The organism is Rhodopirellula sp. J20-39 (assembly GCF_057365095.1).
Genome location: NZ_CP195123.1, coordinates 2,465,677 through 2,486,298 on the forward strand (window position 1 = coordinate 2,465,677; position 20,622 = coordinate 2,486,298).

1 protein-coding gene is annotated in these 20,622 nt (G+C 54.0%); it reads left to right on the forward strand.

Annotation, left to right across the window (positions count from 1 at the left end; genetic code table 11):
* The first annotated feature begins 432 nt into the window (after positions 1 to 432).
* Positions 433 to 20,493, forward strand: coding sequence for a dockerin type I domain-containing protein (locus tag ACR3ZL_RS08945; RefSeq protein WP_486173388.1), 20,061 nt, complete (start codon positions 433 to 435; stop codon positions 20,491 to 20,493).
* Positions 20,494 to 20,622: the final 129 nt, after the last annotated feature.

Sequence of the window (20,622 nt, forward strand, 5' to 3'; positions counted from 1 at the left end):
ACCGTTTTCAAACAAGTTAACCATTGTGAAGTGGAACCCCTACAACGCAAGTAAGTTCCGCCCAAGAGTGTGAGAACGGATGTCGCTCTCAATTGGCAAGATCCGAACCTGGTTCCGCTATTCAGGGGGGGGCGCCTCGTTTCTGGATGGGAACAGCAGCTGGGGGGCACGTTTTAGGTGGTTCACAGAACGCGGCGGAACTTTTGTGAGATTTTACCGTCAATAACTGGATCGTTTCTAATCGAAATTGTTTTTCCTAATTATGGTTGGTTTGGAAGGTGCGCATTATTCCGGTTGTCGGTTCCTAAAGGTTCCTATCTCGCCTAAAATTCGCCCCTTGTGTGTCTATAAGGGCGGTGTGAGTGAATTCGTCGAATTCCTTGCCTGTCCCCCTATTGGGCTGACTAATTTTTCTAACGTTGAGAGCTACAGATGTCCCGTCGTCCCTCCTCTGCTCATTCCCGTTTTCGCAGTTCAGCCCAGGCTCGCCGTCGCAAGATGCTGAGCCCGTCGCGTGCTGAACGACGCTTGAACCATGAGACGTTGGAAAAACGAGAATTGCTGGCCGCGGACTTGTTGGCCGTTCGACCGGATGCCGGCGCACTGATCGGTGAAGACACCACGTTACAGACGCCTCCTCGCGAAATCAGCCTGCTGTTCAACGGCAACGCGAGCCTGGATGAGTCGACCATCGACGGCAATGTTCGTTTAGTACGAGCGGGCGGTGACGGGACGTTTGGAGATGGCAACGAGGTTGTTGTCTCGCTGGGCTACGTCGGACTCGTCAACCCAGGCGACACTTCGCTAGAAAACTTGCACAAGATCGTGATGCGTCCCTCCAGCATCGCAGCCCACAACGCGACGGATCCTTCCATCGCTCTACCCGACGACCTCTATCGGGTTGAGATCTTCGGTGACACCGCCAATCCGCTAGCCGACACTTCTGGCGCTGCGTTTAACGACGGCAATAATTCATTCACCACGTTCCGTTTGGATCGCGGTGCGCAAGTAATCTCGGTGATCCCGCAACCCGTCACGCGTGACGAGACGACCGGTGCATTGCAAGAGAACCTGAAGCGGGTGGATGTCTACTTCGACCAAGCCATGCCAGCCGGCCAGGTTGAGGATGTTGACTTCTATCGCTTGGTCGATACTGGCAACGCGGCGGCTCCTGTCCTGAACCCGGATTCAGTTACGTACTATCCCGGTGAAGACCGAGTTGAACTGACCTTCTTGAATGATCTTCCGGCAGCAATTTATCGGCTTGATATCGGTTCCAATACCACGTTGCCATTCACCGCAACACCGACGACGCCACCGTTCACCGGTGAAATTGGGACGTCATTCGATGACCTTTTGAGCGGTGGTGCTTCGGGTGACTTTGGGTTCATTGGATCAAGCACGTCCTACCAATTTGCATCTGAAATCTCCTCGGCGGGATCTGTGTCACTTCCCGCACGTCCGGGCGGATTGGACGAGCCAGGGCATCGTGAAATTCAACTCGAAAATCACTATCTCGGTGGGCTCCCTTCGACTTTGTATGGGGTCGGTCCGGTTGCGCCGCAGGAGATTGAGCAGCGGTACTACTCTTTTGCATCGAAGTTCTTCCCGAATGAAGCGGGGATCGAGTACGACAACTTCATCACCCCGTCGGAAAAGCAGATTGTTCGCGGGATTTTGGAAATCTACTCGCGGTTGGCGGGGGTGCAGTTCATTGAAACGGATGACCGATCCGACTCGCGTTCGGCGACTGGAGTGCTGATCATTGGCAAGGGTGATCTTCAAGCTTCGACGGTTGAAGACACATCGGGGCCGGGCGGCGTAGCCGGCAAGGGTGGCGGCAATTTGGTCGTCTTGGACAAAGATGATTTCACCGAAAGCCAACGCTTCTTTGGTGATAGCTTTACCGATGTGATGTTCCACGAAGTGGGCCACGCTCTGGGACTGGGGCACTCGTACGAGTTGCCATCGCTTCAGGGGGCGCCGCTTCCCAACGATGTCTTCCCCGGCGATCACGACATCGTTACTTTGCAACGCATCTCGCCGCCCAATGCGAATGACATTGATCTGTATCGTTTTGCGCTCAACAGCGCCGGAACTGTTCAGATCGAAACCATTGCCGAGCGACTCACGCTCGCCGAAAATGGTGCCGAACCCAGCACGCTTGATACGGTGTTGCGATTGTTCCGTCGCAACGACGATGGCACATCGGAATTGATTGCCCAAAACGATCGCTACTTTGGAAGTGATTCGTTCTTGGAAGTCGAACTCGAAGCAGGTGAATACTTCTTTGGCGTAAGCAGCACAGGCAACGACCAGTACGATCCGGCGATTGCGGATTCGGGCTTCGACGGTACTTCGGACGGTCAATACGAAGTGAAGCTTTCGTTTGAAGCAAGTCCCGGCGGCCCGATCGAACACATGGCCGACGCGAATGGCACACCGTTGGATGGTGACGGCGACGGCACGCCCGGCGGCGTGCATTCGTCCTGGTTTGAAGTTGCGACGGATACGATTTATGTGGACAAACTGTCCACGTCAGCGGCGCCGGATGGCTCTTTGGCGAATCCCTTCCCAACGATCGCTCCGGCATTGGTCGCCGCTACCGGTGGCAGTCGAACGCTTGTGCGTATTGTCGGTAACATCGACGAAGGCGATCCGGATGGACTTACCAACGCGGTGCCGTATCTGATCGGTGTCGACACGGCGGGCAACACATTGGAAGACGGCAGCCGCCTTGATGTGCCACAGAACACCACGGTGCGGATCGAAGCGGGGGCCCTGCTTAAGATGCGAGCCACCAATATCGACGTCGGAACCTCGTCGATCGGAGCGGATCGTTCGGGTGGTGCTATCCAGGTGTTGGGAACACCGGATTTGCCAGTCTACTTACGGTCGTATCGAGACGATTCTGTCGGCGGTAACTCCGACGGAACTCCTTCGAACCAAGCCACGGCGGGTGACTACGGCGGCATCGTGTTCCGCGATGATTCCGATCTGGAAGCCAACGGCATTTTCCTGAATACGGTCAACCACGCGGATATCAAGCACGGGGGCGGTAAGAGCTTCCAAAATGCAACCCGCGTGTTCTCGCCGATCGATATCGATGTTGCCCGACCTACGATTAGCTTCAACACGATCACTAATGCGGGTAAGGCAGCGATCTCCGCTACCCCAGATAGCTTTGATGACTCGGACGGCCGAATTGGTCCGGATATCGAAGGTAACTATCTCAGTGGCAACACGGACAACGGTTTGTTCATTGGGATTCCTACGAACTTAGGAAGCACAGTTCAGCAGATGACGGTGTCGGGCCGTTTCGATGACACCGATATCACGCACATCTTGACCGAATCACTGATCATCTCGGGGAACCCCGGCGGTCCGGAAGTCGTGGGCGGCGTGTTGAGTGCGCGTCCATCGGGACGATTGACCATTGATCCGGGCACTGTCATCAAGTTAAGCGAAGCACGAATTGAAGCCGAACGCGGTGCTGCCACGCTGATTGCCGAAGGCACACCCGATAGCCCCATTATCTTCACGTCTCTGAACGACAATCGATATGGTGGCAGCGGCGTTTTTGATACCAACCTAGGAACTGGCACTGCGGCGCCTGGCGATTGGGGCGGGATCTTCTTTAGCGAAGGCACTGACGGCAGCATTGACCATTCGGTGATCACTTACGGTGGTGGTGTCGTTCCGACCGGTTCGACTGGCAGCGGTGAATCAGACCGTTTCAACGCGATTGAAGTTCATCAAGCGAATTTGAGACTGACCAATTCGTTGATCACCGAAAACGCGAGTGGTAACGCATCATCGAATCGTTTCGGACGAGGCTTGAACCAGGCCGCCGCAATTTACGTTCGTGGCTCACAACCCATTTTGATTGGCAACCAAATCGTCGACAACGATGGGCCGGCGATCTACATGAACGCCAACTCGTTGCAATTTCAAACGTTAGTGGACTCCGGTCGTAGCACCGGAACGGCGGACCGTTACAGCGAGTTCGATGACAACCGAGGCCCGTTGATTCGCCTCAATGAACTGGACGGGAACGAGTACAACGGTCTGTACATTCGCGGCGAGGAACTCACCACCGAAAGTATTTGGGACGATTCCGATATCGTTCACATCCTCGACGGTGAAATTATCGTCGGGAACCATCACACCTATAGCGGTTTGCGACTGCAAAGCAGCGTGTCGGAAAGTCTCGTTGTGAAAGTGACCGGGAATAATTCCGGGTTCACTGCAACTGGAACGCCATTGGATATCGTCGATCGCATTGGCGGAACGATCCAAGTGATCGGCTTGCCTGGTTATCCCGTGGTGATCACCCACATCAAAGACGATACCGTGGGTGCTGGTTTCACACCGGACGGTCGCGTGATGTTTGATACCGATAACAGTGATGAAGATGTCACGGTGCTGGACCAGTGGCGTGGGTTCCTGTTTGATGAATGGAGCAACGATTCCAACGTTGCCATCATTCGTGAAGCGGAATCACCGCTAACAGGTGGGAATAACATCAATTCCAATCCGGTTACCAAAGCACAGCCGTTGGGCAACTTAGCGCCTGACATGAAGAGTGGTGACGAGAACCGTCGCCTAGGCTTTGAGGTGCACGGCTACATCAGCCCGGATGATCCGACCGATGTGGATGTTTACAGCTTCACTGGTGAAGCTGGAACCCAGGTTTGGTTCGATATCGATCGCACCAGTACGAGTTTGGACTTGGTTCTGGAAATCGTGCTGGACGACGGGACCAATTCAGGGCTGTTGGTTGCCGCCACCGATCAGCCGGCGGACTCGACGCTTATTGAAGAGCCTCTGCTGGGAGGCGATTTCTATTCGTTGTCAAACAATGACCCCGGCCGCTACTTAACTCTGCCAGCTAACGGCACTTATTACGTTCGGATTCGCGCCGCTGCCGTTGATCACGATAGCGATCCAAGCACACCTGATGTCCCCGTTACCAAGGGTGAGTACCAGTTGCAAATTCGTTTGCAACAAGTCGATGAGTTCCCTGGTTCAACGGTTCGTTACGCGGATGTTCGTTATGCTAACTTTGCATTCGACATTGAAGGGCTTCCTCGGCACAGTCCTTTGGTGGGCGATGCAGTCGAAGTGGGTGATGCACCCGAATCGATTACCGGGCAAGATGTCGGCAATTTGTTGGAAACGGATCTGGCGGCGTTGTCGATCGCCGGATCGTTGGCAAACGCCACCGATGTTGATGTGTTTGCGTTTGAGGTGTCCCACCCTGCAACTCAGGTCATCCCAGGCGTAACCGAAGATACAGGAACCGTCGCGGTCGTCTTTGATCTGGACTATGCCGATAAGAAGCGAGGCGACACCACGATCGCAGTCTACAACGCGAACCAAGAATTGATTTTCATTGGGCGTGATTCGAATGTTGAAGACGATCAGCCCGAGGTCGGTGGTGACGGCCAGAGTTTAGACGATCTGTCGCGTGGGTCTTTGGGGACCGACGATCCGTTCATCGGTCCAGTTCATCTGTCGGCTGGCCTGCAGTATTACGTCGCCGTGATGAGTAATCAGTCGATGCCTTCGGTGTTGGCTTCGCAGTTCTCGCTGACCGGACCCAACGGAACCGGCGATGCGGGCACGCTCACGCGTCTTGAGCCAGTTAATTCGGTCGAACGGGTAGTCGAAGATCATATCGGGTTCACCGGATACACCTCTTATCTATTACCGGTTGCTCCAACCACGGCCGGTCCTTTGTTGGACATCTCGACCAAAGCGAATCTGGACGAGCACATCACTGCGTTCCGTTTCCAGGACGTGCCGCTGTTCATCGCCACGGATAGTGGTGGCGAAAACGGGGATAACTTCTATACCCACAATCCGTTCAATGGCGAGAGGGACAATGACCTAACGCCGGACGATGACAATCTGGTAGCCGGGGCCGATGACATCCAGGACATTGTCATTCGCGGCGATGGCAAGATGTTTGGCTATCAAGCGATGGTGCCGGTGAATGCGGGCGCTACCGACGATGACGACTTGGTCGGCCGCCTTTCGCAGCTTGATCCTGCGACGGGTAATTTTATTGCGGGGACAACCCAAGATGACAACATTCCGGGCACCGAAGGGAATTTCAACGTTTCCAGTATCCCGGATCCGGAAGACAGCAACGGCAACACGGACAATCGTTCCGCGCGAGCGCAGCAAGTAACCAATTCTAATGGCGCTGACGCGGTTACGTTCCGACGACGTGAGACCATCGGAACGTTGGCCGTCCCAGTGCCGGTTTACGAGACTTACTATGCCGTCAGCGAAGGCGGTGCAGATGGTGGATCGCGATTGTTCCGCGGCGATGCGGATGGAGATGCCACTCCAGCGCCGGCGACCAACGGGAATCCCGACACACCTCAATATGGTCTCGTTGGCAACATCCAAGTTTCAGATGTTGAGTATGCCAGTGGATTTATTCGCGTTCGTAACAACGCGACCGATCCAGTTACGACACGTATCTATGTTCGTTCGGTTGTGCCTGGAGAAGCAGGCAATGCCATCATTGAATTTGGTGCTAATAACAACAACGGAAATACCACTGCTAGCTATAACGCGTCAAGTAACACGATCACTATCCGTCTGTCGACAGGTGGTAATCCTCGTGTAGTGACAGCCACCGCACAAGATGTTGTTGATGCGATCAATGAAACTGCTGCGGTCAGCAACCGTATTGTGGCCGTTATCTATGATGACGGTACTGGTGATAACGGTGCAAATGGTACGGTTGCCCTAAACGCATTTGGTAGTACGTTGACAGGAGGAGTCGGGACTGCAGAAGAAGCGTTGCAAGGCAGAGTAACTGGATTGTCGATGGGTGGTTTCGAAGGCACCGGAAGCCTCTTTGGCGTGACTAGTGCGGGCGAGTTTATTTCGATTAATCGCTTCGACCAAGACTTCGGAAATAATGACAACACGCCTCTGACCGCTGTCGCGCGAGCCACGGTGCTTTCAGTTATTGAGGGGGTTGAGTTTTCTGGGTTGACGCTTGGACCACAAAACGTCGAAGACGGTGTCTACCGGAACATGCTGTTTGCGACCACGACAAGTGGCGAGCTTTACGCGTTTGACACATCCGGTAGCCTCGTCCAAGTCTTCGATTCCGGCGAAGCATCGCAGTTAATCGAAGTTGCTTCGGCGGGCGTCGCCGGTGGGACATTCACACTGACGCTTGACAATGGAGTCGACCCCGCGGAAACGACGCCAGCAATCGCTGTCGACGCCCCGGCGGTGGAGAGCAGCAACGAAGTCCAGACGGTCACCGTTTCGGCGACTTCAGGCACGTTTACCTTGGGATATGAGGGGGCTGTTACAGCAGCGATCGATTTCGATGCGACTCCTGGTGATGTCGAAACCGCCCTGGCTGCGATTTTGTCTCCGGCTGATTTTTCAATCACTCTCGTCGACGCATCGACGCCGACCCTTGTCGGTGGCTATTCCATTGAATTCACAGGAGCCTTAGCGAATACAAATGTCGCGGAACTAGTCCTCGATCCTACAAACCTCGACGTTGCTGCAACGAGTGCTGTGACAACGGAAGTGGAAGGGGCTTTTAGCGTCCAAGACGCTTTGCTGACCGTTTTCGATGCGGGTGACATTCGTGTAAGCGGAAGTTTCGACGAGGGCGGGATTACCATTCACTTTACCGGTGCCTACGATGGTCTTGACGCTCCATTGTTGATTGTGGATTCCACCAATTTGGATCCTGGTACAACGGCGACAGCCACTGTCGCGGGAATGGTTGACGACGGTCTGGCGGATGATCATTTCATTCAAATGGGCGGTTTGGTTGGTGGTCCGGTGGGGCTCGCGTTTTCGCCTTTGGACTTCAACCTTTGGCACCCCACGATGTTGCGTGCCAACGATGCCGGCCACGGGGTCAATGACGCTACCGATGGAAGTCGTGATCCGGGTGAAGTCAGCGTTGAAATCGTCGATGGCATTCGCAACGCTATCGACGGTGATGGCAACTTCATCGAGGGAAGGCGGAACTCCAACGAAGGGGCTGGTGGAGCTAGCTTCTACTTTGGTTTTGAACAGTGGGTATATAACCCGCAGGTAGGAACCAATAGTTACATCACGCCAAGCGATGTGAGCGTCAATGCTCAGTATGGGCTGAACACCTTGCAGCATCAGGATCTCAGCAGTAACACTGCGATTCGCAATACCTATGATTTTGCTGGTGGTGCCAAGGGTTCGTTGGTCACTAATGAATTCTCGCTTGCAGGGGCCGATTATCAAGATCGGCCAACGCTCTACTTCAACTACCTGTTGGAAACCGAAGCCGCGACGGGCCGTAATGTCGATGACGTTACTGCGGAGCGATACTTCAGCGACAGTGCCCGCGTCTACGCGTGGAATGAGGTTGAGCTGGAATGGGAGTTGTTGGCGACAAACAGTTCTCTGCTAAGTGGAACGGACGCTACCGAAGCGGGCGAACAAGCGGAATTGCCGACTTTCTTGTCCCACGTTGCCGATGCCGGAGTGAATAGCTCTGCGCCTCAACCAGAAACGAAGCAGATCGTTCAAGAGTTGTTTGACGAAGATCACGACAATCCTTTGTGGCACCAAGCCCGTGTTGACCTTTCTCGCTACGCTGGAAATGCAACGATCCGGTTGCGGTTCGAATTCAGCACTTCGGGTTCGTCAATTCAAGCCGACTTGCCAGGCGACTCGTTTGGCGATGAGAGCGATGCCGATGGTGAAAACTCGGTCGGTGGAAGCGACAACAACCACATCGGTTTCTTCATCGACGATTTCATTGTCGGTTATGCCGAGCGTGGCGAAATGGTCACCAATTCACCTTCGACACTGAACAATGCGTTCGTTGATTTAGGGGCCAGCACTCGAACCGATGTGCAGCGTGATGAGAACGCAGTCACCAACTCGCTCTCGGGCGACTATCAGTTGGAAATTCGCCGGACAGGCGAATATGCCTTGATCGACGGCGATGAACTGAACATTTTAAGGAGATACGACACCAACGAGCGGCACATCCTCGATCTGCTAAACGGAAGTTGGCTGGATGCGGATCAAAACCGCGAGCGGGTTCAGGGGATGTTTGTCCTCGAAAACAATGTGATCTCGGATTCGCGTTTCAGCGGCATCCGCCTTGACATGACCAGCGACATTGAGGCGTTGGGTGGAATGCCGACTCCGGGGCCGACGATCAACTTCGCGGACAAAGATGATGATCGATTTGTTCCAGGTGTCGTGATCCAAAACAACATCATCGCTGAAAGCCAACACTCAGGTATTTTGTACTTTGGTACGAACCTAGACAGCATCAATTCACGGCCAATTGATCGAATCATTAACAACACCATTATTGGTCATGGTGGTGGGTTTGGCGTAGTGTTAACCGATGCGGCCAGTCCAACGCTGCTCAACAATGCGTTCGTCGATCTTGGTTTCGCACTCTCGGGCGAAGGAACGACCGATGCGGTCATCGACAATAACTTCTTCCAGGATGCGGGAGGGACGTGGGGGACGGACGCGCGGACGGACAACAATCCTCTGTTCCGAGATCCTGAAGACGGCAACTATTACCCAGCCGACAATGCTGGCACGATCAATAATTCACAAAACGTGCTTCAAGACCGGGGAGCGTATGCCAACTTCAAGGAGATCCTTGGTATCCCGAATTCGCCGTTCTTTGCACCAACGCTTGACGTTTTGGGGCAACTGCGGGTTAGCGGTGGAGTCGGCGGTGGCGGTGGTGGTCAAAACAGTGACATCGACATCGGTGCGATTGACTTTTCTGACCAAACCACACCACACGCGTCTTTGCTGACCCCGTTTGATGTGTTTGAAAGTCGGGTTGGTGATGACACTAACTTGGTCGAAACTGTGCTTCGCCTTGAGGGTGTCGAGCTCGACGCATTCTCAATTCTTTTATCGGATGGTGAAAACCCAGAGTCGCCCTTCGAAGGCACTGGGGTCGATCCTGAAACCGTCAATGAAAACACGGTTATTATTCGTCAGAACAATCGCGTCCTGACTCCGGAAGAAGACTTCCGATTGGCGTTCAATCCTTCGACGGGTGAGTTGCGATTGACACCGTTGTCCGATCTGTGGACACCCAACGCGGTTTACGAGATCATTCTGTTCAACGAAGACCAAGCTGTTGTCGAGTTGACAATCGGTGGGACCAATGCGGCTCTGCAAAGCGGTGCGTCGATTGCCGATGAAGACATGATCACGGTTAGTGACGGCGTGAGCTCATCGACCTACGAGTTTGACGCTGGCTATGTGTTACAGCTCAGCGGTGCCGATCAAATCGTTGACGGTCAAACGTTCTCCTATAGCACCGCTACGGGCACCGATGGCTATACCGCTCGATTCCAGTTCGAGCACATCGACGATGCGGGGACTGCCGTGGGCAGTTTGGCAGCCGATGTGGCACTGGATAACCTCGCGGTCGATCATGATTTTGCGTTGTCGGTGGTGGATTCAACCAACTTCACCGCTGGCGATTTCATCCGGATCGGCGATGAAATCATGGCCGTTGTATCGGTTGTCGATGCGACCACACTGACGGTTCAGCGGGCTGTGTTGGGAAGCCAGAAGTTCGCACACGAAGCTACCGCTACGACTGATATCTTCAAGATTGACCAAGGGCAACGTTCGATTGCCCCGTTGGGTTTGTCAGCTACCCCAGCTTCTCCGATGTCCGATGACATTGCGGTCATGCAGGTCGATAGTTTGGGGCTGGACTTAGACTCGCCGGTTGCTCAACTCATTCGCATCGGTGACGAGATCATGCGAGTGATCGCGATCGACAATGCGAGTGATCCCAACGCGGTAACGGTTCAGCGGGGTTACCTTGGAACCTCGATCCAGGCACACAGTGCGAACAGCATGATCGAGGTTGTTACGACTTCGCGATCGGCGACCATGTCGGCAACCCAGACATCGTATCTGGCGGGGCCTGCGGCATCACCGCATGGCGTGACCGGGGCATCGTTCCTGGCATCGGATCATAAGATTGAAGTCACCCCATCGGCTGACTTCCAACCTGTCGTCGGCGACTTGCTGCAAATCGGCAACGAGTTCGCTCGTGTGCTGGCGATCGAAGAGGTCTCGGTAGGCGGTGTGCCTAACGGTGATCTATCGCTGACATTGGAGCGTGGTCTGTTCGGTACAACGATCACCGAAGTTTTGCAAACGACCGATTACACAGTTCCGGGTGATACCGATCCAACCACCTTTACGACGCCAATTCAGTTGATTGATTCGGCTCTGGAATCGATTTTGATTCTGGAAAGTGATTCGTTGGATGACAGCTCAGTCGCTGATTCCGTTGGCGGAGGCCCGGATTCCGTTCGATTGGGAATCACCAGCAAGATTGCTCGTGCTCTGCGTGAGTTCGGTATGACCGAGTCAGGCGAACGAGGTGATTTAGATCTGCGAATCCCGCAAACTCAATCGCTCGAAGGCGGACGTGTCTACATCGGTGGCCACGTCGGTGACACAATTTCAACAGGTTCTGGATCCGTCGACAGTATCGACTCCTTCGCCACCATCGTGTCTGAACCGGGCGTCAGCGCGGGGGCGACTGCGATTCCATTCATTCCAAGTGTGACCTTCCCACAACGGGCCGTCATGGCGGGCCTTCTGGAAGCGATCAACAACGACGATGCGATAGGGGTTGTCGCGACCAGTGAAGGCGGCAATACCTTCTATCTAGAAGGTGAAGCTGGGATCGCGGTGGCGGACATCGGGTTCACTTCGAACGCGGCCGGATTCCAATCATCGCTTTCGACCTTCGGTGGCATCAAGGATTTGGCCGGCAATGCGTTGCGAGCGAACCGTGGCACCGAGACTCGGTTCACGATCGGGTTGGGAACTGCCGTCGCCGACTATGGCGACGAATTAGATACCAGCGGTGACGACAAGGCTCGACACCAAATTTTGACCGGCGAAGCACTGCTCGACGATCCTCGATTGGGTTCGCCTGCCGATCCCGCTCAACAAGTGGTAGACGCCGAGGCGGCTCAAGGCACCAACGGTTCCGACGACACGGCGGGTGTTGTTACAGCTCTGCAGCTTGCAATCTCGCCAACGGATACCTCGATTCCGGTTACCGCGGGTGACGCGGCCAGCTTCACACCGTTCATCGGTGGTTATCTCGACATCGATGGCGAAGTCGTTCGGCTAACCGGCGTGGACGCTACCAACGATTTGCTGCAAGTCGTTCGTGGTCGATTGGGGACAGTGGCGACAGCTCATGCTGATGCCGGTTTGTTGCCAATCACATTGATCAGCGACGATGAAAACGGTCTGGATACCTCGTCGGTTTACGCCACGTTTAACGTCAATCGCACCACCGTCACCGACGGCGGTCCGGTTCAGTTGACTGTAATAGCGTCAGATTATGGCGTGGTTGACGGTTGGCTCGACTTCAACGGCGACGGTGTATTGCAAGAAGGCGAACGCATCTTCAATCATGTTGCTGTGTGGCCAGGCGAAAACGTGCTGGATGTGGAGTTCCCCGCGAACTACGCCGGCACGGGTGACCGGGCACTTCGCTTGCGTATCAGTCAAGTCGGTGGGCTTTCCGCAAGCGGCTTGGCCGTTGGTGGCGAAGTCGAAGATCACGTGATCAACATCGTCGGCGGCACCGCTCCAACGCTTGCCGATTTGATGGATTCGATCGATGTGCTGTCGGCTGACGAAAGCAGTCCAGTCACTCCGCTTTTGGGTGACATCATTGGTGGGACGAATGCGGCCTATAACGGCGGCGATACGATTGAGATTTTGGAAATCGTTGATCTGCGAACAGGCCGTGCCTATCCGATCGATGCTTCTGGCACCGCAACGATTGAAAATCTAACCGATTCGCTGGGCCGAATTGCAGGCAAGTTGACGGTTGATCGAAACGGCAACACTACGTTTATTCCGCAATCGAACTACGATTCCGGCGTTGTGGTGGGACCTGATGAAATCCCAGGGACGGCTGACGATCTGACTCCGGAATTGATGTTCGGATATCGATTGGTCAGTGCTGGTGGGAACATCGCTGGTGTCGAAACCTTGACGGTTTCACTACAAGTGAATCCGGTTAATCAAAACCCAACGCTGGGCATCATCAACGACGGCCAAGTGGTGACGTTGAATGAAGATGAAGTAGATGGTCAAGTCATTGGGTTGCAAGGCATTTCCGCGGGAGGCGACGACGTTGAACCCGTTCATGTGTCGGTGGCAACTCGTAATGTGGTTTGGGATGCGACAACCAGTACGTATGTCGACGCCGAGGGCGCGGTCCAATTGATCGCCAACCCAACGATCGTTGGGCTTGATGACAATCCGTATGATGGCGGTAGCACTCAGGCTCAATTGAAGTTCTCGACCACGACGGACCAATACGGTACTGCTGAAATCGTAGTGACCGTATCGGATACACCTGGGAACGACGGCATTCTGGGTACAGACGACGATTACTGGGGTGTCGATGGTATCGCGGATACTGCAGACGACTTCTTGGGTGCCGACGGTGTCCTTGGCGGTGGTGATGACAGTATGCCTGCCATGCAAACGCTGATCGTGACGGTCAATCCCGTGAACGACCGGCCCATCGCGTATGACCGCGCATGGAGCGATTTTGAAATCATCGAGCGTGCGGATCCAGTTGCCAACGTTCTTCAATTTGACTTTAGTAAAGCGGATTTGTTGGGCGAGACAGGATCAGCGAGTGACTCCACCCCGGTTAACCCAGGTGGATCAGGTGCAGCACCGTTTGACGAGAGCAACCAAGACCTGCGTATCCATCGACTTATCTTTGGTGATGACGCAAGGATCACATTCACCAATAGCATTTTAGGTGAACAGGTTTGGGGACCACGCGAGTTTGATTTCCGAGCTTTGGTTGACCCAGGCGTGACGTTCAGTTCCGTGAAGGTGGAGTTCACCAATCTTGATGGGGTCGTGACGGGGCACGCTGAGTTGTTCCACAACAATGGTGAGTTCATCAGCGGAACCTACACGCCGACGATCGATTTCAACGACTCAACCAGCGGTATTCCGCAAGAGTTCCAATACATCGTTACCGATGACGGGAAGTCCATTCTTCCTAACCCCGTCAGTGCGACTCCGAACGTCGAAGTCCTGGACACCGACGGCTTAGTCGACCCGGTCGAAATTAACGCCGTCGTTGCTGTTCGCAGTTCCGAACCGCGGAAGATCAGCTTCAGTGTCGATGCGGTAACTGACGAGCCGTTCTTGGGTGAGTTCAATCACATCGAGTTTGACGAAGCATTACCAGGTGCCGCTCCAATTGAGTTGAGCCTTGCAGAGTTGTTTGTCGATCCGAATCAGTCGTTCATGTTGGGCATTGGTGCGGACGAGCAGGTCATCGTCGATCCAGATTGGATCACGATTACTCCGGTAGCAACCAATGTGGTCGACGGCGATGGCAATGCACTTGTGCTGCCTACACCAGAGAAAATTGTCGACGGCACTGGTGCGATTATTGGATTGCGTTTGAGTCCGATTGCGGACGCTTATGGCGAAGCTGGCTTTGTGGTCACGATTCGTAACCCAGATGTAAATGCTGATCCGATTCCTGAGCGTGATCGATGGTCCAAGACTTTGTCGGTGACGATCAATCCGATCAACGACCAACCGATCGCCTACGATCGCGAATGGTCCGCGCCGGAAGTCGTCGAACAAGCGGACCCCGTTGTCAATGTATTGGAGTTCGCATTCACGAAAGAGGACTTGTTCGGTGTGGCCGGTTCGCCAAATCCGGCAATCGACCCAGCTCCAGTAAATCCTGGTGGATCCGGCCCGTCACCGTTCAACGAAGACAACCAGTTTGCAACCTTGAAGGTGCATCAGTTGGTATTCGGAACTGACGCGACGATCACTTACACGCGAAGTGACATTACCGACGTCAACGGCGACCCAGTTGTACAGCCATGGTCCGACCGAACGCTTGACTTCCGTGATCCGGTATTTGCCGCTCCCGGTATCAGTTCGGTGAAGGTCGTGTTCACCAATGCCGCTGGTGTGGTGACTGGCCAAGCGGAATTGTTCCACAACAATGGTGAATTCACTAACGGAACGTACACACCAACGATTGATGTCAATGACTCGACCGCCGGCGTGCCGCAAGAGTTTGAGTACATCGTCACCGACGACGGTACATCGGTTCTGCCGAATCCACCCGGTGCGGAGACCGAGTCGATCGATATCGACGGCGTGACGGATCCAGCTGAAATTGACGCATTGGTGGCCGTTCGAGATGCGGAACCAAAGAAGATCAGCTTCAGTGTCACGGCACAAACTGACGAACCGTTCTTGGGCGAATTGAAGCCCATTCGCTTCGATGAGGCATTGCCGGGCGCACCCACGATCGACTTAAGTCTTGCCGATTTGTTTGTTGACCCAAATCAATCATTCATGCTGGGGATTGGTGCGGACGAGCAAGTGGTTGTGAATCCAGATTGGATCACGATCACTCCGGTGGCAACCAACGTCGTTGACGGTGATGGCAACGCTCTCGTGCTGCCTACGCCAGAGAAGATTGTTGACGGCACCGGTGCTATCACAGGGTTGCGTTTAAGCCCCGTTGTGGACGCGTTTGGCGAAGCTGGCTTCGTTATCACGATTCGCAACCCGAATGTGAATGCTGATCCGGTTCCCGAACGTGACCGTTGGTCCAAGACGCTGTCAGTGACAATCGATCCGATCAACGACCAGCCTATCGCTTACGATCGTGCATGGACGGCGGATGAAATCGTTGAGCGTACTGATCCTGCAACGGATACCTTGCAATTTGCGTTTGCGAAGGAAGACCTGCTTGGTACCGATGGTTCGCCAAATCCAGCAATGGATCCAACGCCAGTTGATCCAGGTGGATCGGGGCCGTCACCGTTTAACGAAGACAACCAGTTTGCAACCTTGAAGGTTCACCAGTTGATCTTCGGTGCCGACGCGACGATCACATACACCCGTGATGATTTGGTTGGCGAGCAAACTTGGACACCGCGTGAACTGGACTTCCGACAATTGGTGGAAGCCGGTGTGGTGTTTAGTTCGGTGAAGGTTGAGTTCACCAACGGTAGCGGCATCGTTACCGGCCAAGCGGAACTGTTCCACAACAACGGTGAGTTCATCAACGGAACTTACACGCCAACGATCGACATCAACAACACGACCGAAGGCGTTCCACAAGAGTTCGAATACATCGTTACCGACGATGGTAAATCGGTCTTGCCGAACCCAGCCGTCGGCGCACCAACGGAAGCACTCGATACCGATGGTCTGACGGATCAAACGGAAATTGATGCCGTCGAGGCGGTTCGAGACTCCGCTCCACGAACGGTCAGTTTCGGTGTGGTTGAGCAAACCGATGAGCCATTCTTGGGCGATTTTAATCACATCCGTTTGAATGAAACCGAGAGCGGACTGAATGTATTCGAGTTGGGCTACAATGACTTGTTTGTTGATCCGACCGAGTCGTTCATGTTGGGTAAAGGTGCTGACGAGCGAATCGTGGTGGATCCAAGTTGGGTCACGATCACGCCGCTGGCCGGTAATTTGGTCGACGTCGACGGAAACGCAATCTTGTTGCCAACCCCAGAAATCTACCTGGACGCGTTTGGTGGGATTGCTGGCATGAGGTTCGAGCCGATTGTCGATGCCTATGGCGAAGCAGGCTTCATCGTCACGATTAATAACCCCGACGTGAATCCTGTTGGTACCTCGCCGCGAGAGCGTTGGTCCAAGACGCTTTTCGTTACCATCAATCCAGTTAACGATAAGCCAGGGACCGAAGATCGCGTAGTCGCCGGCGACGAGGGTACAACGCACACGTTCACTAATGAAAACCTCGTGCTGGGAACCCCAAACTTTCCGACCGATCCGCCGCTGGCTCCCGTGGGTGCCGTCGAAGGTGCGTTCGACACGCAGCCCAATCCGCTATTCGACGAAAGCGAGCAGAATGTCTTCGTCTCTAGCTTTACTGGTTTGGCGACCAATGGAGCTTCGAAGATTATCGATCTGGGTGGAACCACTTTCAGTGCCACTGACGACAAGACAGACACTTTGCCGGAACAGTTTGTCACACCACACGGTTTCGTGACCCTGTTCTTTGTCGAAGTGGATGACGAAATTCGCTTCGACCGTGGCGAGTTCACGCTGAAGCCGCAGTTCGTTGATTACTTCGCTGAAAACCCTGCGGCGGCATTAGCTGCGGGCGACTTCATCTCTTACACTGTGTCGGATCTTGGCGGCTTCGAAATGTACGGGCCATCGGCGGATACCAACGGCGATAATGTGGATGACACCACGACGCAGTTGCTGTCGACGGTTGCTCTGGATGGATCGTCAGCAAATCCAACCGATTTGCAATCCAAGTACAGCGATCAACAAACGATCACGTTCTTCACCATCTCGGTGAACGATCAGCCGATCGCTCAAGATCGCGACGGTAATGAGTTGTTCCCCAACGAGGTTGTCTTCTTCGAAGATCAATCGACAGCGAACGATGGAACGATTCGAACAAGTATCTTCCCTACTCTAAGCGAGATCGTTCCAGGGCCGGACAACGAGTCGGACCAAACCATCTTGTTGCCAATCGTGCTCACACAGGTGCCCAATGACGACGGGTTGATGCCGAAGTTGTTCGTAGGTGATTCGGCGCCGACGTTGACTACCACAGGTTTGTTAACGGTTGAACCAAAGCCAGACGCTTGGGGAACCGCGGTTTATGAACTGACCATCACTGATAGTGAAGGTCTTTCGATTGATCCGAAGCCTCGATTGACTATCCGAATGGAAGCGGTCAACGACCAACCGGTCACGTTCGATCGTTCAATCCGTTTTGACGAAGGCGGAACACGGACGATTGATCCGATTCGTCTGCTGACTCCATCGGACGCCAGCGTCGATCCTCTGGTGGATCCGTCTGCAGCGTCGGAAATCGATGCGGTTGCGAATCCGGTGGACCTGGATCCGGACTTCGCTGAACCAGATGAACTGGAGATCGCTGAAATTCGCGTGCCTGATGGTGCAGGTGGAACGACCAGCATCACCGAGACAACGACGTTGACCACAACGACGGGTGCGACGATGGAATTCATCTTCAGCACATCGGCTCTGACCGGTGAATCGAAGCTGGACAGCATCAACTACACCCCTCTGGAAGATTACAACGAGAATCAACCGTTCAGTCCAACGGACAACTTCTCGTATGTGGTTCGGGATACCGGCAAGAAGCCTGGCGATGTGGATGGGCAATCTCACATGAATCTGAGTGAGCCTGCCACGGTCCAAATCAGCGTGGCTCCGGTAAACGACCGGCCAATCTTCGCTGATGACTACAACCGAGTCATTACAGTCAATGAAGTTGAAACCAACGGAGCGACCCGAACACGCGATCTTTACAACGGGATCGAAGTGAAGGTCTTCCCGGGACCCGCTGGAGCACTCGATGAATTGTTGAGCCAGACGGTTAGCTTTGAATTGGTCAGTGCGTCCTATGCTGACATTCTTGGCAACCCGATCGACGAAGCTGAGTTGATGTTTGCACGGCCGCAAATTCAAACCAATGGCACGATTCAAATCTCGCCAGTGGCGGACGCGTTCGGTTCGGCGGAATACACTTATCGTGTCGTCGATAGCGAAGGTGGCCAAAGTGCTGGCTTGATGAGCTTCCAAGTCGTTGTCAACAACGTCAACGATGCTCCGTCACCAACGGACGTCGATCCATCGGAAAAGACGTTAACCGATGACGCGGCTTATAAGACCTTCGGCGACGGTACGATCACGCTGACGTTAGCTGAAGATAATGGCATCGATCAAATCGATCCTGCACTTTCAGCATCGGATCTAGCTAGCCTCGTTATCAACGATTCGGCTTCCGAGTTCGATGGCGTGACGCCGTACTTTGTCCGAGTCAGTCAAACCAACACGTCGCCATTGCCTGGCAACGATTTCCCCGGTTTGTTGGATATGTTCATCTCCGGTCCTGATAACGAGTCCTACGAAACGTTGTCGCTCGCTGGATTCGGAACGCTACGAAACGGACGAATCGAAACCGACTTGGGTGGCTGGTTGGTCCGTACCGACGATGCCTTTGTGACTGGACGTGGTGTGAACGTTGGTGATATCGGTTTGTTGTACTATCCGCCTAAGGATGTCAACACAGCGAACAATATCCCGGACTCGTTCAACTTTATCGTCACTGACGATGACGCGACGGATCCGAAGACAAACCAAGGTGTAGTCCGGTTCTTACTGAATCCAGTCAACGATGCACCTGAGTTTGCTTTCAACCCGGACTTCGATATCGACGCTGGCCCAGACCAAGTTGTCTCGGTGCAAGTCGGGGCAGGTTCCGGTGCGAGTGGTCCATTCAGCTTGATCACGACCCAGGGTGCTGGTCCTGCGACGGCAGAGGACGAAGTGGATGCCACATCGGCCAGTCGTCAGTTGATTACTTACACCGTGACGTCAGCCGACCTGACCGAGGCGGAATTGGCTGCGAAGTTTGTGTCTCAGCCAACGGTCGATGCTCAAGGGCGTTTGCGATTTGAAGCTGCCGCTGGTGTGGTTGGTACGTTCGAGTTCGAAGTCTTTGCAACGGATAACGGACCTGACGATGCCGCCCGGGGTGACAACCGAATATCGACGACTCAGTCGTTCTTTATTGAAGTCACCGGCAAGCCGACGACTAACACAACGGTTCCGAACCTGATTCGTTCGGGCACCTATTCCGGTGGTGCAGTCACCCTGGGAATGGATGGGTTGTTTATCGTTCAAACGCCACTGGACTTGGATACGCTTGCCATCACGGTCGGACCGAATAACGGAATCGCCGAGGTGGTGAATGGCGAGATCGTCTACACGCCTAATGTTGGCTACAACGGCCCAGATCAGTTGACGTTCGTCATCGCGGATTCCAATGGCGTTAGCAGTGACCCTGTTACGGTCCAGTACAACGTTACCCGATTCGCTTTGACCAACCCGATTGATCCGAATGACGTGAACGCCGATGGAATTGTCAACTCATTTGATGCTTTGCTGGTTATCAATGTGATGAACCGGGGGGCGGGGATGCCAGCAGGCGGGATTCCTGTCGACAGTATCCTGGCCGAAAATCCTCTTGGTGCACCTGAAGCAGACTACTTCTACGATACGAGTGACGACAACACCATCACGGCGTTCGATGCTTTGAGAGTGATCAACGCGTTGAATGCGAAGGAGACTGCAGCAGGATCGGAGCCGTTGGCTCAAGTGACTCTCGCAACCAATTCGTCTCAGGAACTGGAACTTGCCAGTTCGAGTGAACCGTTTGCTGCGGTAACGTTGAAGTCGGAATCGAAGGTTGTCTCTGGTGCCGAAGTTGAGTCGGATATTCTAGAGCTGATCGTTGCTGACCAAGTTGAAGCCGACGACGATACCGATAATGAAGTGCCGTCCAACTTGGATAGCGTGATTAGCGAGTTGTTCTAGTCCTGCAATACGGCACTTAGCTAGTGAAATTCAATCGCCGTGGATGGTTAAAGGCTATCCACGGCGATTTTTTTTGCTGGTCGTATTTAATAGCACGACTGTCATGACCATTTAGTTCAGTTACTAGAC